Origin of the sequence: Tenggerimyces flavus (assembly GCF_016907715.1) — a bacterium.
Classification (GTDB): domain Bacteria; phylum Actinomycetota; class Actinomycetes; order Propionibacteriales; family Actinopolymorphaceae; genus Tenggerimyces; species Tenggerimyces flavus.
Genome location: NZ_JAFBCM010000001.1, coordinates 4873590 through 4896819, shown reverse-complemented (window position 1 = coordinate 4896819; position 23230 = coordinate 4873590). Strand labels below are relative to the sequence as shown.

The 23230-nt window shown below is 70.0% G+C and carries 23 protein-coding genes; 8 read left to right on the top strand and 15 right to left on the bottom strand.

Annotated elements, in window-relative coordinates; genetic code table 11:
* Positions 1–93: 93 nt before the first annotated feature.
* Positions 94–2832, bottom strand: a complete 2739-nt coding sequence (locus tag JOD67_RS22860) for an AfsR/SARP family transcriptional regulator (RefSeq protein WP_205119739.1) — start codon at positions 2830–2832, stop codon at positions 94–96.
* A gap of 67 nt (positions 2833–2899) precedes the next feature.
* Positions 2900–3367, bottom strand: a complete 468-nt coding sequence (locus JOD67_RS22855) for a peptidase inhibitor family I36 protein (protein ID WP_205119738.1) — start codon at positions 3365–3367, stop codon at positions 2900–2902.
* 109 nt (positions 3368–3476) lie between these two features.
* Between JOD67_RS22855 and JOD67_RS22850 the strand changes: the two genes are divergently transcribed.
* The 5 genes from JOD67_RS22850 to JOD67_RS22830 all read left to right on the top strand — a co-directional run bounded on the left by JOD67_RS22850 (position 3477) and on the right by JOD67_RS22830 (position 8031).
* Positions 3477–4778, top strand: coding sequence for a phospholipase D-like domain-containing protein (locus JOD67_RS22850; RefSeq protein ID WP_205119737.1), 1302 nt, complete (start codon positions 3477–3479; stop codon positions 4776–4778).
* Positions 4779–4912: 134 nt separating this feature from the next.
* Entirely contained in the window at positions 4913–5377 is a 465-nt protein-coding gene (locus tag JOD67_RS22845; protein ID WP_205119736.1) for a GNAT family N-acetyltransferase, read from the top strand.
* A gap of 35 nt (positions 5378–5412) precedes the next feature.
* Positions 5413–5973: an ArsR/SmtB family transcription factor gene (locus tag JOD67_RS22840; protein ID WP_205119735.1), complete on the top strand. Its 561-nt coding sequence runs from the start codon at positions 5413–5415 to the stop codon at positions 5971–5973.
* Positions 5966–6802 (top strand): SRPBCC family protein, encoded by an 837-nt coding sequence (locus JOD67_RS22835; protein ID WP_205119734.1) that lies wholly within the window; start codon positions 5966–5968, stop codon positions 6800–6802. The genes JOD67_RS22840 and JOD67_RS22835 overlap by 8 nt, the downstream gene beginning before the upstream one ends.
* Complete coding sequence (locus tag JOD67_RS22830; protein WP_205119733.1) at positions 6799–8031, top strand: SGNH/GDSL hydrolase family protein; 1233 nt, start codon at positions 6799–6801, stop codon at positions 8029–8031. Before JOD67_RS22835 ends, JOD67_RS22830 begins: the two co-directional genes overlap by 4 nt.
* Before the next feature lie 1024 nt (positions 8032–9055).
* Here the strand turns inward: JOD67_RS22830 and nusB are convergent.
* The 3 genes from nusB to JOD67_RS22815 are packed head-to-tail and all read right to left on the bottom strand — an operon-like array spanning position 9056 to position 11130.
* Positions 9056–9466: a transcription antitermination factor NusB gene (gene nusB / locus JOD67_RS22825; protein WP_205119732.1), complete on the bottom strand. Its 411-nt coding sequence runs from the start codon at positions 9464–9466 to the stop codon at positions 9056–9058.
* Between the two features lies 1 nt (position 9467).
* Positions 9468–10025 carry an elongation factor P gene (gene efp, locus JOD67_RS22820; RefSeq protein ID WP_307782507.1) on the bottom strand — a complete coding sequence of 186 codons (558 nt, stop codon included), beginning with the start codon at positions 10023–10025 and terminating at the stop codon, positions 9468–9470.
* 16 nt (positions 10026–10041) lie between these two features.
* Positions 10042–11130, bottom strand: coding sequence for a M24 family metallopeptidase (locus tag JOD67_RS22815; protein WP_205119730.1), 1089 nt, complete (start codon positions 11128–11130; stop codon positions 10042–10044).
* An 80-nt stretch (positions 11131–11210) separates the two neighbouring features.
* Between JOD67_RS22815 and JOD67_RS22810 the strand changes: the two genes are divergently transcribed.
* The gene (locus JOD67_RS22810) at positions 11211–11792 is read left to right on the top strand and encodes a hypothetical protein (protein ID WP_205119729.1); all 582 of its coding nucleotides are present in this window, start codon (positions 11211–11213) and stop codon (positions 11790–11792) included.
* On the opposite strand, the gene aroQ is transcribed toward JOD67_RS22810, so the two are convergent.
* Positions 11776–12213: a type II 3-dehydroquinate dehydratase gene (gene aroQ / locus JOD67_RS22805; protein ID WP_205119728.1), complete on the bottom strand. Its 438-nt coding sequence runs from the start codon at positions 12211–12213 to the stop codon at positions 11776–11778. The genes JOD67_RS22810 and aroQ overlap by 17 nt on opposite strands.
* A gap of 32 nt (positions 12214–12245) precedes the next feature.
* Between aroQ and JOD67_RS42445 the strand changes: the two genes are divergently transcribed.
* A complete protein-coding gene (locus JOD67_RS42445; RefSeq protein ID WP_372442344.1) occupies positions 12246–12701 on the top strand; it encodes a ribosomal protein L7/L12 in 456 nt (151 codons plus the stop codon).
* 166 nt (positions 12702–12867) lie between these two features.
* Here the strand turns inward: JOD67_RS42445 and aroB are convergent, their stop codons facing one another.
* From aroB to JOD67_RS22760, 8 genes are all read right to left on the bottom strand, one after another.
* Positions 12868–13962, bottom strand: a complete 1095-nt coding sequence (aroB, locus tag JOD67_RS22795; protein WP_205119727.1) for a 3-dehydroquinate synthase — start codon at positions 13960–13962, stop codon at positions 12868–12870.
* Positions 13959–14459 (bottom strand): shikimate kinase, encoded by a 501-nt coding sequence (locus tag JOD67_RS22790; RefSeq protein WP_205119726.1) that lies wholly within the window; start codon positions 14457–14459, stop codon positions 13959–13961. Before JOD67_RS22790 ends, aroB begins: the two co-directional genes overlap by 4 nt.
* Complete coding sequence (gene aroC, locus JOD67_RS22785) at positions 14456–15634, bottom strand: chorismate synthase (protein WP_205119725.1); 1179 nt, start codon at positions 15632–15634, stop codon at positions 14456–14458. Before aroC ends, JOD67_RS22790 begins: the two co-directional genes overlap by 4 nt.
* 17 nt (positions 15635–15651) lie before the next feature.
* Positions 15652–16359, bottom strand: a complete 708-nt coding sequence (locus JOD67_RS22780; RefSeq protein WP_205119724.1) for a prepilin peptidase — start codon at positions 16357–16359, stop codon at positions 15652–15654.
* A gap of 63 nt (positions 16360–16422) precedes the next feature.
* Positions 16423–17898 carry a flavin-containing monooxygenase gene (locus tag JOD67_RS22775; protein ID WP_205119723.1) on the bottom strand — a complete coding sequence of 492 codons (1476 nt, stop codon included), beginning with the start codon at positions 17896–17898 and terminating at the stop codon, positions 16423–16425.
* Positions 17895–18707, bottom strand: coding sequence for an SDR family NAD(P)-dependent oxidoreductase (locus tag JOD67_RS22770; protein ID WP_205119722.1), 813 nt, complete (start codon positions 18705–18707; stop codon positions 17895–17897). Before JOD67_RS22770 ends, JOD67_RS22775 begins: the two co-directional genes overlap by 4 nt.
* A gap of 28 nt (positions 18708–18735) precedes the next feature.
* The gene (locus JOD67_RS22765; protein WP_205119721.1) at positions 18736–19623 is read right to left on the bottom strand and encodes an alpha/beta fold hydrolase; all 888 of its coding nucleotides are present in this window, start codon (positions 19621–19623) and stop codon (positions 18736–18738) included.
* Positions 19620–20954 carry a cytochrome P450 gene (locus JOD67_RS22760; protein WP_205119720.1) on the bottom strand — a complete coding sequence of 445 codons (1335 nt, stop codon included), beginning with the start codon at positions 20952–20954 and terminating at the stop codon, positions 19620–19622. Before JOD67_RS22760 ends, JOD67_RS22765 begins: the two co-directional genes overlap by 4 nt.
* A gap of 88 nt (positions 20955–21042) precedes the next feature.
* Between JOD67_RS22760 and JOD67_RS22755 the strand changes: the two genes are divergently transcribed.
* Entirely contained in the window at positions 21043–21651 is a 609-nt protein-coding gene (locus tag JOD67_RS22755; protein WP_205119719.1) for a TetR/AcrR family transcriptional regulator, read from the top strand.
* Between the two features lie 118 nt (positions 21652–21769).
* On the opposite strand, the gene cysS is transcribed toward JOD67_RS22755, so the two are convergent.
* A complete protein-coding gene (gene cysS / locus JOD67_RS22750; protein WP_205119718.1) occupies positions 21770–23227 on the bottom strand; it encodes a cysteine--tRNA ligase in 1458 nt (485 codons plus the stop codon).
* Positions 23228–23230 lie beyond the last annotated feature (3 nt).

Here is a 23230-nt window from a genome sequence, read left to right as displayed (position 1 = left end):
CGACGCACCGCGTCCAGAGGGCCCCTGCTGACTTCTGGGGGGTGTCGCGCGCCAGGCGATCTTTGACAGGACACGACCTAATCACCGCCGTGCTCACGGGTCGGAGCGCAGGCTCCCGGGCCGGGGAGGTCTGGGCTCGGCCTTGAGCGCCTCGACCTGGTCAGGCGCGATCGCACCCAGGCGGACGCCCAGCTCGATCGCGGCGTCCCGGTGGCGGCGCGCTTCGTCGACGTGCCCGAGGTCGTGCAGGACGTCGGCCAGGTCCCACGTTCGGGCGGCTTCCCGCAGGCTCATGCCGACCTTCCGGCAGGCCTCGACCGCCTGGCTGAGGTACGAGGCGGCGTCCTCCAGGTCCCCGGACCGCTGGCACAGCTCCCCCAGCTTGCCCAGCGCGCGGCCGATGCCGGTCGTACTGCCCTGGGTGCGGTACAGGTCGAGGGCCTTCTCCAGGCAGCCGCGCGCGTCCGCGTACTCGCCGCCCTTGGCGAGCAGTTCCGACATCGCGACGAGCGCGTTCGCCTCGAGCCGGTAGTCGTCGAACCGCTGCGACAGGGCGCGGGCTCGCCGGAGGTGGTCGACCTCGCCGTCGGCCTCGGCCAGCAGGACCAGCGTGTCGGCCTCGAGATAGGCGTCCCCGCGGTCCCGGAACGTCCGCACCGCCTGCTCCAGGACTACCCGCGCCCGGTCGAACAGGCCGAGATGGCAGCAGACGAGCCCCAGGTCACGCTGGACGTACGCCACGTCCGCGGTGCTCTCCGCCAGTACGAGCTCGTAGATCTCGCGCCGCTCCTGCCAGTAGCCCTGGCTCCCGACGGGAACGTGCAGCGCGACCGCGTACGCGACCAGCTCGCCGCCGCCCAGGCTTGCGGCGAGGTGGGCGAGCCGGACCAGGTTGCCGCTCTCCGCCCGGATCCAGTCGATGATCGCCTGCCGGTCCGCGAACGCCATGCCGCTCGCGCGCAGCTCGTGGTCGGCGACGCCGGTGGTCACCCGCCAGGCCGAGTGCGGCGCGTAGAGCCGCGAGGCCGTGCGCAGACTCTCCAGGAAGAAGTGCACGAGCCGTCTCGCGGCCTCGTCCCGCTCGGTCGCGGACAGCTGGGCGGAGCGTTCCCGGGCGTCGAGCCGGACCAGGTCGTGCACGGTGAAGCGGTCGGGTCCGGCGCCGGGCTCGAGCAGCCGGGCCTCCACCAGCTGGTCCAGGTCGCGCCGGACCGCCCTCGGTGCGCGGCCGTCGAGGGCAGCCGCGGCTTCGAGTCCGAGCTCGTCGAGCTCGAGCGTTCCGATCAGTCCGAGCAGGCGGGTGGCGGTGTCGTTCAGGCCCTGCCAACCGACGGCGAGGCTGGCGCGGACGGCGAGGTCGCCGTACTGCAGCTCGTCCAGCCTGTTGCGTTCGTCACGAAGCCGCGCGGCGAACGTGGCCAGCGCCCAGTCCGGCCGCCCGACCAGCCGGGCACCCGCGATCTTGACCGCGAGCGGCAGCCGTCCGCACTGCTGGACGACCTCCGTGGCGGCGTGCGGCTCGGCGGCGACGCGGGCGGTCCCAACCAGGCGGGCCAGCAGCTCGACCGAGCGGACGTCGTCCATGCCGCCGACGGCGAGGTGGTCGGCGTCTTCGAGGTCCGCGAGCACGGAGCGGCTGGTGACGATCGTGGTCGCGTCCGGACCGGCGGGCAGGAGCGGGCGTACCTGACTCCCGTTCAGCGCGTCGTCGAGGACGACGAGCAGCCGTCGGCCGGCGGTGAGCGTGCGGAACCGGGCGGCAGCCTCGTCCTCGGTCGACGGGATGTCGCGGTCCGGAAGTCCGAGCGAGCGCAGGAACCTCCGGAGTACGTCCAGCGGTGCCAGCGGTTCGGTCCCGGGGGTCGCGCCGTGCAGGTTGACGTACAGCTGGCCGTCGGGATGCTCGGGGGCGAGGGCAGCCGCGACCTGCCAGGCGAGGCAGGACTTGCCGACGCCGCCCGGGCCGTTCAGGGCGAGGCGGCGCGCGGTCGAGCCCAGCAGCTTTGCGAGCTCGGCCTCGCGTCCGGTGAACGTGGGCGAGGTCGACGGCACCTCGGCGGGCGCGACCGCTGCCGGTGGGGCCGGCTCCGCGTCCGCCTCGTCGGCGGCGTGGTCGTCGGCGAGGATCGCCTGATGCAGGTCCCGCAGCTTCGGGTCGGGCTCGATGCCGAGCTGCTCGACGAGGAGGTTCCGCCCGGCCTGGTAGGCCTCGAGAGCCTCGACCTTGCGGCCGGACCGCCAGAGCGCGGTCATGAGCTTCGCGCGGAACCGTTCCCGCAACGGATCCTCCTCCACGAGTGCGCGCAGCTCGTTGATCACCTCGCGGTGCCTGCCGAGCCTGAGCTCGGCGTCGTAGAGCTCGTCGGCGAGTGTTGTACGCAACTCCCCCAGTCCGCGGACGACGATCTCGAGGCCGGGCGTCCGGAGGCCGACGAGCGGCTCGGCGCGCCACAGCTTCAGGGCCGCGCGGAGCAGCCCGACCGCGTCGTCGGCGCAGTCCTGCTCGCGGGCCTCCCGGAGAGCTCGTTCGGCCCGGTCGGCGTCGACTCGTACGGCGTCGTCCCGCAGCCGGTAGCCCTCAGCGGTCGTCTCGACGGCCTCGCCGAGAGCGCGTCGCAGCGCGGAGATCTGGATCGCGACCTGGGTACGTACGGACTTCGGCGGGTCGTGCGACCAGACCAGGTCGACCAGCCGTTCGACGGAGACCGAACGCCCCACGTCGACAGCGAGGGCCGCGAGCACCTGACGGGACCGCCGCCCGGGCAGCTCGACAGGCTCACCGTCGACAAGGACCTCGACCGGCCCCAGGACCCGTACCTCCGCCGCCCCCATGGCACAGCAGAGTAGTCAACAACGGGTGTCCTTCTCGACCCGGAAAGGCCGGATTCGGCTTGATCCCCTAGACGAGCCACCCGAACCAGCGGTCGCAGTCGCCCGCGTCGACGAACTTGTGCGAGCTGATGCTGTTGCTCCACCAGTTGTTCGTGCCCTCCCCGTCGCCGTACACGTACAGGCGCCGCAGGTAGTTGCCCGGGCGGAGGCAGAAGCTGTCGCCCTCATAGTTTGGCTTGTTGAAGAAGGCGACGTTCTTCTTGGTGGTGTTGACGATGGAGTCGGTCTTGTTGTCGAAGGCGGTGATCTTGCCCTTGCCGTCGCCGTAGTCGCTGTCGTTGTCGTCGTCCCACTCGTCGTTGCCGCCCTTGCAGTAGGACCGGCCGTAGAGATAGAGCTTGTTGCTGTCCTTGTAGGTGTGGGCTGTCTCTCGGCAGTCCAGCTCGTTGGTCGAGACCTCTGCCTGCGCCGCACCGACCCCAGTGGTGAGTGCCAGGACACCCGCCACCGCGGCGATCAGCCGCTTGCTCTTCACGTTCTCCCCTCTCCGTTTCGTCGCCGGTCCGACGGTAGGAGGCGGGCTTATGGGGTCGTTATGGACGTTCGATAACGGGCGTATAGCTGCGATCCGTACGGTCGCGGCCATGAGACCACGGGACCTAGCCAAAGGAGCGGTTGCCGCCGCGGCGGCCATCGTGCTTGTGACGAGCACGGTCACGACGGGATCGGCCGAGGAGCGCGCGGTCACGGAGGAGGTCCTGCAGAACAACCCGGACTCCTCCGCCAGCAAGTTCGCGATCCACGATCGGCTGGTGCAGCTCATTCGCGGCGCCGAGGACACCGACATCACGATCGCGACCTACCACATGAACGACAGGGCGGTCGCCAACGAGCTCGCTGACGCTCTGAAGCGGAACGTCCGGGTCCGGATCCTGGCCGACGGGCTCGACGAGGGCTTGGATCCCTACAAGACGATCAAGAGCGCCATCGCGGACGCTCCGTCCGGATCCTGGATCAAGCACTGCGGAAAGCCCGACCTGGACGCCGACAACAAGGGTTCCTCGTGCATGGGCGAGCACATCATGCACAACAAGTTCTTCCTCTTCGGCAAGACGGGCGGCACCTCGAACGTCGTCGTGCAGACGAGCGCCAACCTGAACGGGCACTCGGGAACGAACATGTGGAACACGGCGTACGTCACGCCGGACGCCTGGCTGTACTCGAAGTACCTGGCGTACTTCAACGACCTCTCCGCGGCGAGCGCGCCGGGTGCCAGTGACTCCGACTACTACTCCACGTTCCGATCGAAGCACAGCCCGTCGAACGGGAAGTTCGCGATGAATGTGTCGCCGCGGACGTCGGGCAACGTCTACCTGGACGTGCTGAACGCGGTGAAATGCAAGGGAAACACCTCCGGCGGCACGACCGGCAAGCACCACACCATCGTGCGGGTCGCGCAGATGCAGATCGCGGGCAAGAACGGGATCAACATCGCGAAGCGGCTGTGGGAACTCGACAACCAGGGCTGCTACGTGGACATCGTGGCGGACGAGATCTCGCTGAAGAAGAAGCGCAATGGCCCCAAGGGGGCGCTGGAGTACCTGCTGGCCCGGCCGGTCGCGATGCCGCCCGAGCGGGACAACTACCACGGCCCCGAGGTCCGCGAGTTCAGCGGCAGTCAGTGCGGCGTACACCAGAAGAACGTGCTCATCGACGGCCACTTCAACGGCAAGCCGAACCAGAAGATCGTCGTCACCGGCAGCCACAACATGAACAACAAGTCGCCTCTCTACAACGACGAGGTCATCCTTCGGATCAACTCGGCGTCGGTGCACGAGAAGTTCAAGCAGGCCTTCTTCAAGCTCCGCGCCGGCGCCGCGATCACGTGGCAGACGAGCAAGTACGACGTCGAGCCGAAGCGCAACCCGAAGTACAACTGCAAGTAACGAGCGGCGCTGCCCGAGCCTGGTAACTCCGGCAGCGCGCAGGGCCCTCGAGGCCCCCCGGAAGGCCGGCCCTCGCCTGGGCCGGCCTTCCGTCAACTTGACCCCGCGAGGTCTCCGACGGTGTGCTTGAGCTCGTGCCAGAACTCGGTGATCTCTCCACGCGCGGGTACCTCTCGCGTCCAGCCCTCAGCTCCGACAGCGAGCCGCTGTACGCCCTCCACAAGGCGACGATGCTGACGTACGTCGAGGCGATCTACGGACCTTGGATCGACGAAGTTCAGCTCGCCATGCACCACGAGTGGCTGGAACGCGGCGACCCGCAGGTCGTCCTCCGTGACGACGAGCTGGTCGCGGTCGTCGACTGGACCTGGCGAGAGCACGACCTCTACGTCGGGCGGATCGAGGTTCGGCCGGACCTGCAGGGCGCGGGGATCGGAACGATGCTCCTCCGACGTCTGGCCGTGGTCGCGGCGGAACGATCCAAGCCCGTGGTGCTCGAGGTCATCGACGTCAACCCCGCCCGCCGACTCTACGAGCGCCTGGGGTTCGCGGCGTTCACGACGACCGGCCGCAAGGTTCACCTCCGACTGGACCATTGACAAAATCGAGTTTTATAAACAAACTCGTTCTTGCCATGAGAGACGTCCTGTATCTAGATCGGATCGAGCAGGCCGAGACCCTGCTCAAGCCGCAGCGCATCGAGGTGCTGCGGCAGCTGGCTGAGCCGCGGACGTGCAATGAGGTCGCGGAGCGACTCGGCCAAAGCCCTCAGCGCGTCTACTACCACGTCAAACGGCTGGTCGACGCTGGCCTCGTCGAGCAGGTGGCCGAACGGAAGGTGCGCGCGATTCACGAGGGCATCTACCAGGCCACCGCGCGTTCGTACTGGCTCTCGCCACGCCTCGTCGGACGCCTCGGCGGCGACCGGCACAGCCAAGATGCCACCAGCCTCGACTACCTCCTCGACCTCACCGAAGAGGTCCACGCCGACGTCGGCGCCCTGGATCGCGACCAGGAGCTGCCCTCGATCGGCATCGCCGGGCACCTCAGGATCCCGCCCGAGGAGCGTCAACAGTTCCTTGACGACCTGCAGACCATGCTGCAAGCCCTCTTCACCCGCTACGGCGGAGCCGAGGGCGACGCCTTCAAGCTCGCCCTCGCCTGCTACCCCAAGGGAGAACGCCCCCATGACTGAACCGATGACGATCCGCGCCAGGTTGGACGCGCCGATCAAGGTGGTACGAGACGCGCTCACCACCAAGCAAGCACTCGAGACCTGGCTCGCCGAGCACGCCGAGGTCGAACTCCCCCACCGCTTGGAGTTCTGGGGCCGCTACACCCCCGAAGGCGACGCGCCTCATCAGACGCTGGTCCATGCCGACGACACCAGCATCCGGTTCACCTGGCTGCTCGACGGCACCGAGACCACCACCGAGATCACCCTCGCCGAACAGGCAAGCGACAAGACGATCGTCACGCTCACCCAGACGCACGTCGACACCCAGGAGGCCATGGCGGAGACGAGCGTCATCGGCGTGCTCTACACGTACTGGGTGCTCGCCCTCGCCAACCTCGCGGACTACGTCGCCGGGCGAACGATCACCGCGAGGATCGACTTCACCACGCCCGTGCTCCGCCAGGAGATCACGATCCACGCGCCGGTCGCCGAGGTGTACGACTCGCTGATCGACGACAAGAAGGCGAGCGAGTGGTTCGGCTTCCCGATCGGCATCGAGCCCGAGGTCGGCGGCCGGTTCGCGATGGGTGGTTTCGACAACCCACAGCCGGCGAAGATCGTCGACCTCGAGCCGAACCGGCGGATGTCGGTCGACTGGGGCCCGAACGGCATCTCGACCTGGGAGCTGGACGGCTCCGAAGGCGAGACGCGGCTGACGTTCGTCCAGAGCGGTTTCGGCACGCCCCGGACCCCGTACGGCGCCTGGGGCGGCACGCTCGCCGGGATTGCCGAGCTGCGGCGGTACCACGAGCTGGAGAACTGGCAGCCGATCTGGTTGGCGGCATGAGGCGCCTCGCCCTCGCCGCGGCGGCCGCGGTCCTGCTCGTTGGCGCTACGGCGTTGCCCGCCGAGGCGTACGGGTGGACGACGGCGTGGACGGCCTCACAGCAGCCCGCGTTCGCCGGCTTCGAGGGGCCGAACTGGTCGGTCGAGGGCTTCGCCAACCACTCCGTTCGCCAGGTCGTCCGCGTCACGGCGACCGGGCCGCTGGTACGGATCCGGCTGAGCAACGCGTACGGCAGCAAGCCGCTCGAAGTCGCCGGCGCCACTATCGCTCGTACCGACCAGGGCGCGACGGTCGACAAGCGATCGCTCCGCCGCCTCACGTTCGGCGGGCGTCCGGCGACCACCATCGCCCAGGGTCGCGAAACCGCGTCGGACCCAGCGCTGCTGCCCGTGAAGGCGCTGGACAAGCTCACGGTCACGCTCTACCTCCGCGAGCCGAGCGGACCAGCGACGTTCCACGAGCTCGGGCTCGCCCCGACCTATCGCGCGAATGGCGACCACCGCTTCGACGCCGGCGGCGGTGCGTTCACCGAGACGACGAACTCGACGTACTTCCTCACTGGCGTTGACGTTCTGGCCGCGCGGCAACATGGAACGGTCGTGCTGCTCGGCGACTCCATCACCGACGGGTACGGCACGACGAGCGGCGCCGACAACCGGTATCCGGACGAGCTCGCCGAACGCATCGCCCGTTCGCCCCAGCGCCACAAGCTCGCGGTCGCGAACGCCGGCATCTCCGGCGACCTGCTGCTCACCGACGTGCCCTGCTTCGCCGACTCGGCCCGCACCCGGTTCGGCCGGGACGTGCTCGCGCAACCGGACGTGCGGACGGTGGTCGTCCACATCGGCATCAACGACATCGGCACGGGCGGCTTGGACCTCGGGTGCGCCCAGCCGCCGGTCGCGACCGCGCGGGCGCTCATCGCCGCGCATCGCTCGCTGATCCGGGCGGCGCACGCACGCGGGATCGAGGTCATCGGCACGACGATCCTGCCGATGAAGGGCACGCCGATGTACGACACGGTCGAGCACGAGGCGGTCCGGGACTCGTTCAACCACTGGGTCCGGACGAGCGGGATGTACGACGCGGTCGTCGACTTCGACCAGGTGCTGCGCGATCCGACCAACCTCGACGCGCTGCTGCCGGCGTACGACTCCGGCGACCACCTGCACCCGAGCGACGCCGGAGCTCACGCGATGGCGAAGGCGATCAAGCTGTCGTCCCTGTGAGGGAGGATCCGCTTTGGTGCCGTCTAAGCCCGTGATCATGAACGTGATCATGAAGCCGAACTGGTCGTATACGCCGGGTTTGCCTTCATGATCACGTTCATGATCACGGGGCGGGTGGAGGTCGTGTGGGGGGCTCTGCCTCAAGGGTTGGATGACGGTGCCCTTCATCCAATGCATGGGGGTTGGCTGTTGTCGAGGTTGCCCGTGGCGCTCGTTTGGGGCGGGGGTGGTTGGGTCGGGGGCACCCTGGTCCGAAACTATGGGACTCGGGTGCCCCCGACCCAGACCGACTGGGCACGTTTCACGGTCCCGCTGGGACGCGCGGGCTTGTTGGATGAAGGTGCCCTTCATCCAAGGGGGTCGCGGCAGAACGATGCTGGCGTGATCGAGGTCGCCGCCTCTTTGGCCGGCCATCCCTCGACCCTCACCACCGCTCGACCATCGGTCTGCCAGTCCCTTGCCCGTCGGCCGGTCGGCCCTCCCCCGCCACCGCTCGGCCGATGCCCCATCGGTCGGCCCTCGACCATCCGTCGCCAATCCCCTATCGGACCAGCTGCTTCTCATCCGTCAGTTGGCCGTCGTCGATGGCTCGATGGCTCTCTGTCAGCGGATTGTTGCTGTTCTTGGCGGGTGGGCTCGATTGTTCTCTGCGCAGCTGTCCTTGGTTGGTGCTGTCCGTGGGCTGTTGCGGCGGTCGAGTGTGGTGGCCGGTCCGGGGCGCGTCAAGGGCGCCGTTTGGACGGGCGCTTCGCGCAGGAGCAAACGACGTCGCTTCGCGATCGCTTTGCGACCCTTGACTCGCCCCGGACCGGCCACCAGTTTCTAACGCGCCGCCCCCTCCCCCGGGAACGGGTGCCCGGGCCAGGCCTGCTTGCGGTTCCGGTCTGCTGCCGTGTTGCGGTCGCTTGTTGGCCCCGGGCTTCTTGTGGCTCAGATGAAGCCGGGGCCGTCCGTTCCCCCGTTTTGAATGAAGGGCACCTTCATTCAATAGGTTCGAATGAAGGTGCCCTTCATGAAAACTGCGTCAGACCGTGAGGGTGGGTTTGAGCTCCATCAGGCGGGCGAGTAGGCCGTTGATGAAGGCGGGCGACTCGTCGGTCGAGAGGTCGCGGGCGAGCTCGACGGCTTCGGCTATCGCGACCGGGTCCGGGATGTCCGACGCGTAGAGGAGCTCGTACGCGCCGAGGCGGAGGATGTTGCGGTCGACGGCTGGCATCCGGTCCAGGGTCCAGCCGACGGCATGCTCCGCGAGCAGCTCGTCGATCCGGCCGACGTGCGCGTCGACGCCCTCGACGAGCGTGACCGCGTACTCCGGGACGGGCGGGTCGGCTTCGGAGAGCCGCTCCGCCAGGAGCTCGACCGGCGGAAGCCCGCGTGCTTCGGACTCGTACAGCAGGTCCAGTGCTCGCTTCCGCGCCTTCGACCTAGCGGGCAAGTCAGACCCGGCCGAGGTAGTCGCCGGAGCGGGTGTCGACCTTGACCTTCTCGCCGGTGGTGAGGAACAGCGGGACCTGGATCTCGTAGCCGGTCTCCAGCCGCGCCGGCTTGGTGCCACCGGTCGAACGGTCGCCCTGCAGGCCGGGCTCGGTGTACTCGACAGTGAGCTCGACCGAGGCCGGCAGCTCGATGTAGAGCGGGTTGCCCTCGTGCACCGCGACCGTGGCGGTCTGGTTCTCGAGCATGAAGTGCGACGCCTCGCCGACGGTCTCCGGCGGCACGGGCAGCTGCTCGAACGTCGAGCCGTCCATGAACACGTAGGACTGGCCGTCGTTGTAGAGGTAGGTCATCTCGCGCTTGTCGACGTTGGCCACCTCGACCTTCACGTCGGCGTTGAACGTCTTGTCGACCACCTTGCCCGACAGCACGTTCTTCAGCTTCGTCCGCACGACGGCGCCGCCCTTGCCGGGCTTGTGGTGCTGGAACCACGTGACGCTCCACAACTGGCCGTCGAGGTTCAGCACCATGCCGTTCTTCAGGTCGTTCGTCGTCGCCACGTTTTCTTTTCTTTCGCTAGTCCAGGACGACGAGATCCTTCGTCGTCGGTGTGAGCAGCTCCGGCTCGCCATCGCGGACCACGAGCGTGTCCTCGATGCGGACCCCGCCGCGCCCCGGGAGGTAGATACCCGGCTCGACGGTGACAGGAGTGCGATCAGCAAGCGTACCCGTTGCGTTCGCGGCGAAGAACGGGTCCTCGTGGATCTCCAGGCCCACCCCGTGCCCGAGACCGTGCGTGAACTCGCCGCCGTGACCGGCCGCCGTGATCAGGTCGCGGGCCGCGGCGTCGACGGCCGACAGCTCGGCGCCGGGCTTCAGCGCCTCCCGGCCGGCCTGCTGGGCGGTACGAACGAGGTCGTGCAACTCCTGCTGCCAGGCCGCAGGCGCCGCGCCGACGACCACGGTCCGGGTGCAGTCGGCGTGGTAGCCGGTGTGCCGGGCGCCGAAGTCGATCTTGAGGAAGTCGCCGCGCTCGACCACCCGGTCGGTCGGCGAGTGGTGCGGGATCGCCGAGTTGGGCCCGCTCGCCACGATCGTGTCGAACGCGAGCGCCTCGGCCCCCTCGGCGTACATCCGGCTCTCCAGGTCGCGGGCGATCTCTCGTTCGGTACGGCCGCCCAGCCTGGTCTCGAACAGCCCCTCCAGCGCGCGGGCCGACATCGCGCAGGCCGTACGGATCAGGTCGAGCTCGGTCTCGTCCTTGGTGTAGCGGAGCTTCTCCACGGCGCGGTCGAGCGAGACCGTCTCGACTTCGGCCGGCAGCGCCGCTCGTTCGTCGAGGGTCAGGACGTGGGTCTCGACGCCGAGCCGGCCGATGTTGCCCGCGGTCAGCCACCCGTCGACCGGGCCGAGCAGCGGGCGCTCGATGACGATCTCGACGCCCTCGGTCTGGGCGGCCGCCTGGTCGCGGTAGCGGCCGTCGGTGACGAGCACGTCGGCACCGTCGGCACGGACGAGCAGCAGCCCGTTCGAACCGGTGAAGCCGGTGAGGTACCGGACGTTCAGCAGCCGGGTGATGAGGGCAGCCGGAACGTCGCGGGCGGCGAACGTCGCGCGGAGCGCGTCGCGGCGGGCGGCGTGGGCGGCTTGGGTAGCGGTCGGCACGTGCTCCACCCTCACGCGACACGGCACGCATGGCAAGTCGGGTCCGGGTCGCCTGTGGACAAGCTCAGTAAGCTGCCGCCATGCCGAAGCCGCCCCAGTCCAATCTCGCGGCGGCGATCGTCGCCACCGGAGTCGTGGTCGTCGTGCTGGCAGTCGCCAATCCCTCGATGCTCGGGCTCGTCGTTCCGGTCGCGCTGGTCCTGCTCGGCATCTACGCCAAGAGGAAGCAGGAGCAGCAGGCGGTGGGGCAAGGGGAGACCGCGGCCCAGACGCTGCAGCAGAGGCAGCAACCCCCGCGACCCCAGCAACCGCAACCAGCCCCGCAACCGCAGGCGACTCAGCAGCAGCAGCAGCCGCCGCCGCCGGCGTGGGCGCAGCCGGGTCACCCGACCACGCACCAGGCGCCGCCGCCGCAGTGGTGGGCGTCGCAGACGTTCCCGACGTCCCAGCCGCCCGTTCCGGCGACACCGCCTCCCCCGGTGCCGACGCCGCCGACGCTGGTGGACCCGAACGACATCAAGGTGTCGCCCGAGCTGCACGCCCGGGTCGAGGTCCTGCGCAAGACCGGCAAGACCGTCGAGGCGATCGACGTGCTCCGCGAGGAGACCGGGATGGAGCTCTACCCGGCGAGCCGGTACGTGCTCGCTATCGAGGCGCCGTAAGTCCCGCGATCGCGCGCAGCGCCAGGCGGTAGGAGTCGAAGCCGAAGCCGGCGATCGTTCCCGTCGCCACTCCGGCGACGACGCTGGTGTGCCGGAACTCCTCGCGCGCGGCGGGGTTGGACAGGTGCACCTCGATCAGCGGCGCGGTCAGCATCGCGCAGGCGTCGCGCAGGGCGTAGGAGTAGTGCGTGAACGCCGCCGGGTTGAGCGCGACCGGAGTCTCCAGGTCAGCTGCCTCGTGTAGCCACTGGATCAGCTCGGCCTCGTCGTTCGTCTGGCGAACGTCGACCTCCAGCCCGAGCTCGGCACCGACCTTGGCGCACTCGGCGGCCAGGTCGGCGAACGTCTCGTGCCCGTAGACGTCCGGCTCGCGGACACCGAGCCGGTTGAGATTGGGACCGTTCAGAACGAGGACTCGCACGCGTACAGATTAGGGCCAGCTACGCTCAGCGCGTGACCGATGTCCTGATCGTCCTCGCCGTGGCGGCGGTCGTGATCCTGGTGCTCATCGGCGTCCGGGCCTCGAACCGCGCCCGTGCCGAGGTACCCACCGGCCCCGACCCGCGGCGCGAAGCCCTGATGCGGCAGCCGCTCAGTCCTGGCCTGGTGGCCCGGATCACCGAGCTGTGTACGGCGGGCCGGAAGATCCAGGCGGTCAAGGAGCTGCGCGAGGTCACCGGGCTGGGCCTGAAGGACGCGAAGGACCTGGTCGACGCGATCGAAGCCGGCCACCGCCCGGCGCCGCTCGTCCAGGGCGAGATCATCGCGGAACGGCTGCACCGGCCGGACCTCGCTGATCGGGCCCGCAAGCTGATGGCCGACGGTCAGGAAGTGCAGGCGATCCGGCTGGTCTGCGACGAGACCGGCATGGGCATCGCGGACGCGCAGAAGTTCGTCAAAGCGCTGTAGCTCATGGCGACCGCTCGCACGCGTCGGCCGCGGGCGGCCTAGCGGCTTCGGGTCGCGGTGCTCGGCGGCTTCGGGTGGCCCTGCGGCGAACAGACGGCGGCCTTCGGCCGGAGGGCTCGTCCTCGGACCCCGGAAGCCGAACCCGCCGAGCGTGGTGGCTGGGTAGTCAGTCGGCATTCAGGCGGAAGTACGCGGCGCGCAATAGCTCGTCCGACGGCCCCTCCAGCAAGGCGGGCTTGGCGAGGCCGTCCAGCACGATGAAGCGGAGCAGGTCGCCGCGGGTCTTCTTGTCCACGCGCATCCCCGCGAGCAGGGCGTCGAAGTCGCCGTCGTACGTGGTCGGCAAGCCCAGCGCGGAGAGCACCATGCGGTGCCGGTCCGCCGTACCGTCGTCGAGGCGGCCGGCCAGCCGGGCCAGCTCGGCCACGAATACCATGCCCACCGCGACCGCGCGCCCGTGCCGCCAGCGGAACTGCTCGACGCGTTCGATGGCGTGCGCGAGCGTGTGCCCGTAGTTCAGCACCTCCCGCCCCGGTCCCCCGCCACGCAGCGCGGAGGACTCGGTGAGGTCGTCGGACACCACCGTCGCCTTCACCCGGACCGAACGCTCGACCAGCTCGGCCGTCAGCGGCCCGTCCGGCAGAACCGCGGCGGCGAGGTCGGACTCGATCAGGTCGAGGATCACCGGGTCGGCGATGAACCCGCACTTCACGACCTCGCCCAGCCCCGCGACGTACTCGTCGGCAGGCAGCGTCGCGAGCGTCGAGAGATCGCAGAGCACGCCGGCCGGCTCGTGGAAGGCGCCGACGAGGTTCTTGCCCTCGGGGATGTTGATGCCGGTCTTGCCGCCGACCGCCGCGTCGACCATGCCGAGCAGGGTCGTCGGGATCTGGACCAGGCGGACGCCCCGCAGCCAGGTCGCGGCGACGAAGCCCGCGAGGTCGGTCGTCGCTCCCCCGCCGACGCCGATGATCGCGTCGGAACGGGTGAAGCCCAGCTCACCGAGCTGCGACCAGCAGAGCGCCGCGACCTTCGCCGTCTTCGCATCCTCGGCATCCGCCACCGACAGCGTGTGCACCTCGAGGCCGTGGTCAGCGAGCACGCTCGCGATCGACATCGCCAACGGCTTCACCACGGCGGGCAAGATGATGCTCACTCGACGGGTCGAATCCCCAAGCAGGCCGGGCAATTCGCCGAGGAGGTCGCGTCCGACGAGCACGTCGTACGGCGCGGCGGCATCGACGCGGATCCGCGACGTCATGAGAGCGCCTTGACGATCTCGTCGACGATGTCCTCCGGCGTCCGGCCGCTCGTGTCGACCACGACCGTGGCGACCTCCTCGTACAGCGGTCGCCGCGCGTCCATCAGCTGCTTCAACCGCCCGCGGACGTTGCCCAACAGCAGCGGCCGCGAGTTGTCCAGCCCTACCCGCTTCGCCGCGTCCGTCAACGACACCTCGAGAAACACCACCCGCTCCGCGGCAAGCAACGCACGCGTCGCGGGGTCGAGCACCGAGCCGCCGCCCAGCGACAGCACCCCCGAGTGCGACGACAGAGCAGCAGCGATCGCGGCACGTTCCAGCGAACGGAAATGCGGCTCGCCGTCGGTCACGAAGATGTCCGCGATCGACGCGCCCGCCGAGGCCTCGATATCCGCGTCGGTGTCCCGAAACTCAACCTCGTAACGGGAAGCGAGCAACGAGCCGATCGTGGTCTTCCCCGACCCGGGCGGCCCGACGACCACCGCGCGGGGGCTCATCGGACGCTCAGGTTGGCGAGGTAGCCCTCGACGTTGCGCCGCGTCTCCGCCACCGAGTCGCCACCGAACTTCTCCAGCACCGCGTCGGCCAGCACCAACGCCACCATCGCCTCGGCGACCACGCCGGCCGCAGGGACCGCACAGACGTCCGACCGCTGGTGGTGCGCGCGGGCCTCCTCGCCAGTCGCGACGTCGACGGTCCGCAGCGCGCGCGGCACCGTGGAGATCGGCTTCATCGCGGCCCGGACCCGCAGCACCTCGCCGGTCGACATGCCGCCCTCGGTGCCGCCAGAGCGGCCGGACGTCCGCCGGATCCCGTCCGGGGTCAGCTCCATCTCGTCCTGCGCCGCCGACCCGCGCGTCCGGGCCAGCTCGAAGCCGTCGCCGACCTCCACGCCCTTGATCGCCTGGATTCCCATCAGCGCGCCGGCGAGCCGCGCGTCGAGCCGGCGGTCCCAGTGCACGTGGCTGCCGAGGCCCGGCGGGAGTCCGTACACGACGACCTCGACGACACCGCCGAGCGTGTCGCCCTCCTTCTTCGCCGTGTCGATCTCGCGGACCATCGCCTCGCTCGTCGCCGGGTCGGCCGCACGGACCGGGTCGGCGTCGACGCGTTCGAGGTCGTCCGGGCCGGGCAGCGTGCCGTACGGGGCGCGTACGGTCCCCAGCTCCACGACGTGGCTCAGCACCTTCGCGCCGAGCACCTGGTCGAGGAACCGCCGCGCGACCGCGGCGAGCGCGACGCGGGCAGCGGTCTCGCGGGCGCTGGCGCGTTCGAGGATCGGGCGCGCCTCCTCGAAGCCGTACTTCTGCATGCCGGCGAGGTCGGCGTGGCCCGGTCGGGGCCGCGTCAGCGGCGCGTTGCGGGCGAGCGCCTCGAGCTCAGCTTCGTCGACCGGGTCGGGCGCCATGACCTGCTCCCACTTCGGCCACTCGGTGTTGCCGATGCGCAGCGCGACCGGGCTGCCCATCGTCACGCCGTGCCGCAGGCCGCCGACGAACTCGAGGTCGTCGCGTTCGAACGACATCCGCGCGCCGCGGCCGTGGCCGAGCCGGCGGCGGGCGAGTTCGTGGGCGACGTCGGTCGAGGTGACCTGGACGCCGGCGGGAAGTCCTTCGAGGATCGCGACGAGGGCCGAGCCGTGCGACTCGCCCGCGGTAAGCCAGCGGAGCATGAGGTCAATTCTCCCATTCAGCGGTAGCTGAGGTACCAGCGGGCGAGCTCGCCCGCGGCGAGCAGCGCGACGAACCAGCCGCCGACGAGGAACGGGCCGAACGGGATCGCGGTCTTGCGCCCGGCGCGCTTGGCCGCCATCAGCACCAGGCTGGTGAGGCCGCCGAGGACGAACGCGCCGAACGTGGCGACGACGAGGTGGGCGAGCGCGTACCAGCCGAGCGTGAGCCCGAGCAGGCCGGCGAGCTTCACGTCGCCGAAGCCGAGGCCGGCCGGGTAGATCAGCTCGAGCAGCGCGAAGAACCCCCACAGCGCGGCGCCGCCGAGCGCGGCCCAGAGCAGGCGGTCCCAGCGGCCGGAGGCGAGCGCGGCAACCAGCAGGAGGACGGCGACGACGGGGTACGACGGGAGGACGATGGCGTTCGGGATCAGCTTGACCCGGATGTCGACGTACGAGACCAGCACGCCGACGACCACCGTGTAGAGGACGGCCGGCAGGGCGGGGTCGAGGCCAAGTCGCCAGACCAGGAACGTGGCGCCGAACGCTGTGCACAGGATCGCGACAAGGTGCAGGTGGGGCCAGGCGGCGAGCTGGGTGTACGGGACCTTGGTCTCGCCGTCGGGCAGGTCGGGCTCGGGCAGCCGCGCGATCCAGCTCGGGATCAGGGCACCAGCCATCCCGCCGGCGAGCACGCAGCCGACGAGAAGGACCATCCCGACCGTCACGGGCAGCGAGCCTATGCGATCTCGCCCACCACGGCCCGAGCGCTTGTGGACAACCGGGACGGGCTACGGGGAGGGCACCGCCGAGCTGACCGCGGGTCGGCGAGAGAAGCGCATCGCGCCGTCCTCGATGCGCCCGTGGCGCAGGGCGAGCAGGTCCTGCGCGTAGCTCATCCCCAACCGCCACGGAGCCCGCGACCCCGACCGCGGGAACGCGTCGATCGACCGCAGCACGTACCCCGCCTGGAAGTCCAGCAACGGCCGCTCGGTCACGGTCGGGTCGTCGAGGCTCGGCACGAACTGGTCGAACCCACGCGCGTCCAACTGCCGCAGCAACCTGATCGTGTACTCCGTCACCAGGTCGGCCTTCAACGTCCACGACGCGTTCGTGTAGCCGATCGTGAACACGAAGTTCGGCACGTCGCTGAGCATCATGCCCTTGTACGCCATCGTCTTCGGCAGCTCCACGGCCCGACCGTCGACCACCAGCTCGATGCCACCGAACGGCAACAACCGCAGCCCGGTCGCCGTCACCACGATGTCCGCGTCCAGCTCCGCACCCGAAGCCAGCCGAAGACCCGACGGCGTGAACTCGTCGATCACGTCGGTGACCACCGAGGCACGACCACGGCGAACGGCGCGGAACAGGTCGCCGTCCGGTACGAAGCACAGCCGCTGGTCCCACGGGTTGTAGCGCGGCTTGAAGTGCGTGTCGACATCGAAGCCCGCTGGCAGCTGCTTCACCGCGGCCTCGCGGAGCAGCGCCTTCACACGCTCCGGCCGCCGCCGGGCCAGCTGGTAGAAGAACGTGCTGATCAACACGTTCTTCCAGCGGACGAAGAAGTACGCACGCCGCGCGCCGAGCCAGCGGCGCAGCTTGATCGCGAGCGCGTCCTCCCGCGGCAGCGTCGAGACGTACGACGGCGACCGCTGCAGCATCGTCACGTGCGTGGCGCGGTCCGCCATCGCCGGCACCAGCGTGACCGCCGTCGCGCCGCTGCCGATCACCACGACCCGCTTGTCGGTGTAGTCCAGGTCCTCCGGCCAGTGCTGCGGATGCACGACCGTGCCGCCGAAGCGATCGATGCCGGGGAACGGCGGCTGGTGGCCGCGGTCGTAGTGGTAGTAGCCGCTGCACAGGTACAACAGCGAGGCCGTGATGACCACCGGTGCGCCGTCGTGCTCGGCCTCGATCGTCCACCGCGCGGAGGCCGTCGACCAGGACGCGCGGACGACCCGGTGGCCAAACCAGATGTGCCGGTCGACGCCGGCCTCGTGCGCGGTGTCGCGGACGTACTGCAGGATCGACGGGCCGTCGGCGATCGACTTGGCGTCGGTCCACGGGCGGAAGCGGTACCCGAGCGTGTTCATGTCGGAGTCGGACCGCACGCCCGGGTAGCGGAACAGGTCCCAGGTGCCACCGATGACGTCGCGCGCCTCGAGGATCGCGTACGTACGCCGCGGGAACGCCGCCTGCAGCTGGTGCGCCGCTCCGACGCCGGACAGCCCAGCGCCGACGATCACCACGTCGAAGTGGGTCACCGGCCCGATCTCCTCATGGCCCACAGCCGCTTCTGCACGGCCATGATCGCCTGGTAGGAGTGCGTCGGGGTGAGGCGGGCGAGCGCGTCGATCAGGTACGCGTCCGGCCCGACCAGGATGCGCGCCTTGCCGCGTTCCATGCCGCGGTGGATGATCTCGGCGGCCTTGTCCGGCGAGGTCATTGTCACAGCCTCGAACTCCGCCGCCAGCTGGTCCTTCGTCCGGCCCAGCCCGGTCGGGTCCTTGCGGACGCGCGCGTTGCGGGCGATGTTCGTGGTGATGCCGCCGGGATGGATCGCGACGGCACGGACGCCGGTACGCCGCAGCTCTTGTCGCAGCGAATCGGTGAAGCCGCGGACCGCGAACTTCGCAGCGCAGTAAGCGGTCTGGTACGGCACGCCGACCAGGCCGTAGACGCTCGACGTGTTGACGATCGCGCCCTCGTTCTGCTCGACGAGCAACGGGAGGAACGCGCGGGTCCCGTTCACGACGCCGTGGAAGTTGATGTTCCACAGCCACTCGTCGTCGTCCGGATCGGCCTCGAGCAGGGTCGACGTGACGGCGACGCCCGCGTTGTTGAAGACGGCAGCGAGCGGTGCCGGCAGCCAGCCCCGGACCTCGCCGGCGAAGCGATGAACGTCGTCCGCGTCACGGACGTCCAGCACCCGGGTCAACACCATGCCGCCCAACGACGCGGCGGTCTCCTTCAGCCCCGCCTCGTCGACGTCCGCGATGGCGACCGGCGCACCGAACCGGGACAGCCGCCGCGCCAGCGCCCGACCGATGCCCGACGCCGCGCCGGTGATCATGACCGGGCGGCCGGTGATGCTAGACCTGCTAGGTGGTGGCATCGCTCTTCCTCCTGGCATGGTCGTCGATGAGCTCGAGCAGCTTCGGCCACGCGGCCTGCGGAAGGTCGTGGCCCATGCCGCGGATCGTCTCCAGCCGCGCGCCGGCGATCGCGCGAGCCGTGGCCGCACCGCCGGTCGGGTTGACCATCCGGTCGCGGTCGCCGTGGATCACCAACGTCGGCGCGGTCACCTCACCGAGCATCGCGGTCCGGTCGCCGGAACGGAAGATCGCGCCCAGCTGGCGGCCCACTCCGGCCGACGACGGGTCGCGGTCCCACGCGCGGCCGGTCGCCTCCCGAACGTACGCCTCGTTGAACGGGAAGCCGTGCGATCCGATATGCCGAAACAGGCGTACGGCTCGTGCCTCGGCCTCCTCCCGCGAACGCGCCCGGCCGCGCATCAGCCGCCACGTCGACAGCGCCGGCCGCCCGATCCGGCGCGCACCCGTCGTCGACATGATCGACGTCAATGTCCGCACGCGCCGCGGATACCGCGCGGCAACGGTCTGCGCGATCATGCCGCCCATCGAGATGCCGGTGAGATGCGCGTCGGCCACGCCGAGCTGGTCGAGCAGCCCGACGGTATCGGCCGCCATGTCACTGAGGTCGTACTGCCCGTTCGGCCAACGCCGCATCATCATCGCGCCGAAGCTCGGCGGCCGGAACCGCAGGTGCGTCGACCGGCCGGCGTCGCGGTTGTCGAACCGGATCACCCGGTAGCCGCGGTCGGCGAGCGAGACGCAGAACGGCTCGGGCCAGCTGTACAGCTGCTGCCCCAGCCCAGCGACCAGCAGCAGCGGCTCGCCGCCGGCGTCGCCGAGCTCGTCGTACGCCAACGTGATGCCGCGCCCGACCTCGACCTCCTTCTCGCTCACGACCGTGCTCCCGTCGTCGCCCCGGCCGCGGCAGGCAGGACGCGGATCGCTCGGCGGTGCACGACCGCGATGCCGCCCTTCGCCGGAGCGTTGGCGACGCCGCGGGAGCGCCAGCGTTCGTCCGGGTCGCTCGTCGGTACGAGCGTGAAATCGCGCAGCGTCGTCCGCAGCACCACGTTCAGCTCCATCGACGCGAACGCGGCGCCGAGGCAGCGCCGGATGCCTCCGCCGAACGGGATCCAATGGTGCAGGTCCGGCTTCGTCCCGAGGAACCGGGACGGGTCGAACGCGCGCGGGTTCGGGAACACCGCCGGGTCGTCGTGGATCAGGTCGATGCTGACCAGCACGTTGCGTCCCTTAGGCACCGTCCAGCGGCCAAGCTGTATATCGGACTTGATATGCCGGCCGACGATGTCGATGACCGGCCGGACCCGCTGCACCTCGATGATCGACGCCTCGCGCAGCTCCTTGCCGCCGGCGTCCACCTCGACGACCAGGTCGTGCAGAACGTTCGGGTGCCTGCGGAGCCGCTCCACCAGCCAGGCGAGGGTGGTCGCGGTCGTCTCGTGTCCGGCGGCCAGCAGCGTGAGCAGCTGGTCGGCGAGATCCCGTCGGGACATGGCCGTTCCGTCCTCGTACCGGCTCTGCAGCATCATCGCGAGCACGTCGTTCCGCTCGTCGAGGCGCTCGTCGCGTTCGGCCTTGTCGACGAGCCGGTCGACGATCGCGTCGTACTTCTGCCGCGCGGCGCGGTACCGGCCCCACGGACTCCACCGCCCGCCGCCCTGCGGGATCGGGAGGAAGAGCAGCCGCGAGCCGAGCGTCACCATCCGGGGCAGCAGCTCCCGAAGCTCCTCCAGCTCGGCGCCCTCGGCGCCGAAGACGGCGCGCAGGATTGCGTTCAGCGTGATCCGCGCGGTCGACGGCAGGACCGGGAACGGGCGACCCTCCGGCCACGTGGCCAGCTCACGGACGGTCTCGTCCTCGACGAGCTGCTCGAACGCGGCCAGCCGGCGTCCGTGGAACGGCGGGATCAGCAGCTTGCGCTGGGAGCGGTGCTCGTCGCCCTTCAGCGCGAACAGCGACCCCGGGCCGAGCACGCGGCCGAGGTTCGGCTCGAGCGTCTCCGCGACGTCGGTGCTGGCCTGGAACAGCTGCCTGATCTCCCCCGGATCGCTGATCACCGGGGCGTCGCCGAACGGCGGGAGGTGGATCGTGAACGCGTCGCCGTACCGCTCTCGCATCCTCCGCATGCCGCGATGCGGCTGGGTCAGCGTCGCGAGCGCCTGCACGAAGCGCGGCGAGGACGGACTGGGTGGAAGCGTCGTCATGGACCAACTCCAACCTGGTACGGTCGCGTACCAGGGACGGTACGCTGATGTACCAGCACGGCACAAGACCTCGACTACGGTGACGACGATGACGACCCAGCAGCTCCTGCGGACCGGCGATCCCTATCGCCAGCGGCTGCTCGACGGCCTGGGCGAGTCGATCGCGGAGATCGGCTACCGGAACACGACCGTGGCCGACGTCGTCCGCCGTGCCCGGACCTCGCGGCGGACGTTCTACGAGCACTTCGGCAGCCTCGGCGAGTGCCTGATCGCGTTGCTGAACGAGGCGAACGTGGCGATGATCCGCGGCATCGAGGCCGCGGTCTCCCCCGACGCGCCCTGGCACGTGCAGGTCCGGCAGGCGATCGAGGCATGGATCGAGCACGCCGAGTCGGCGCCGTGGATCGTGGTGAGCTGGATCCGCGACATCCCCACGCTGGGCATCCCGGCGCGTGCGCTGCAGCGGGAGATGATGGACGCGTTCGTACGGATGGTGCAGGTGCTGACCGCGACCGACGCGTGGCGGGCGATCCGCCCCGACGGCGTGGACCGCGGCCTGGCGCTGATCCTGCTCGGTGGCTTGCGCGAGCTGATCGCGACGACCGTGGAGGAAGGCGGTCGGCCCGCCGACATCCTGGACGTCTCCGTCCAGGCCGCCATCGCCCTCCTCGGCCCACCACCCGCGCCACGCCCCTGAGCGTCCAACGGGATGGGCCAATGATCATGTTGACATGATCAACTGCCGCTTTACGTGGGGTAGACGCCGCGTCAAGGACCTGCTGGCCAGGTGTCGTCCACGACGACAGCGCTGTGCGTCAGGCGGGCTGCCAGACCGGCCCGTCCGCGGTGTCGGTCACGGTCACGCCGAGCTCGGTCAGCCGGCCGCGCAGCCGGTCGGCCTCGGCCCAGTCCTTCGCGGCGCGGGCGGCCGTACGGGCGGCGACCAACCGTTCGATCTCCACGACCGGCAGCTCCGCCGCCGACTCCGTCACCTCGACGGCGCCCGCGTCGAGCTCGTCGAGCGACAGGCCCAGCAGGAAGTCCGCGGCGCCGGTGAGCACCGCCTTGTCCGCGTCGTTCAACGCGTCCGAACGCAGCGCACCGTGCAGGATCGCCAACGCACGCGGGGTGTGCAGGTCGTCCGACACCGCGGCGTCGAGCTCGATCAACGACTCCAGCGCCGCACCGGTCAGCTTCGAACGCCCCTCCTCGAACGTGCGAACCGAGGGCAGCGGCCGCAGCGGCGCGGCGCGCGCGAGCAGCCGGCGGTACGCACCCGTCGCACTCGACAGCCCGGCGTCGGTCAGGTCGAGCTGGCTGCGGTAGTGCGCGGTCAGCAGGAAGTACCGGAACGCCAACGGGTGCGACGTCGTCGCGAACTCCGCCAACGTCGGCATCTTGCCGCCGGACTTGGCGATCTTGCGTCCGTTCGACACCAGGAACTCGTTGTGCATCCACAACGGCACCCACGGTTTAGCGTCGGACAGGTACGCCTCGCTCTGCGCGATCTCGTTCGGGTGGTGGATCTCGCGGTGGTCCACTCCCCCGGTGTGGATGTCGAAATGCCTTCCCAGCAAGGCGATACTCATCACCGAGCACTCCAGGTGCCAACCCGGTACGCCCGGTCCCCACGGCGAGTCCCAGCGCATGATGCGCGGCGAGTCCGGCGGATCGGTACGCCACACGGCGAAGTCCGCGGCGTTCCGCTTCCCCTCGACCGCCGCGACGCGCGCGCCCTCGAGCGCACCCTCCGCGGGCCGCAACGCCAGCGCGCCGTACGACGGCGAGCGCGACGTGTCGAAGTACAGCCCCGACGGCAGCGCGTACGTGAAGCCGTTCGCCTCGATCTCGCGGGCGAAGTCGATCATCTGCGGCACGTAGTCCGAGGCGCGCGGGTAGTCGTGCGCGGGCAGCACGTTCAGCGCCGCCATCGCGTCGAAGTAGACCTGCGTGTAGTGCGCGGTCACCTCCTGGACCGTGCGCCCTTCGCGCCGCGCGCCGAGCTCGACCTTGTCCTCGCCCTCGTCGCCGTCGCCGACCGCGTGCCCGACGTCGGTGATGTTCACGACCTGCGTGACGTCGTAGCCCTTCCACGCGAGCACGCGGCGCAGCGTGTCGCTGAAGACGTACGGCCGCATGTTGCCCAGGTGCGGGTCGGCGTAGACCGTCGGACCACACGAGTACAGGCCCACGCGCTGTCCCGCCGGCACGGCGAAGTCCTCGGCCTGCCGGCCCAACGTGTTGAACAGCCTCAGCGGGGTCGCGTCACTCACGAG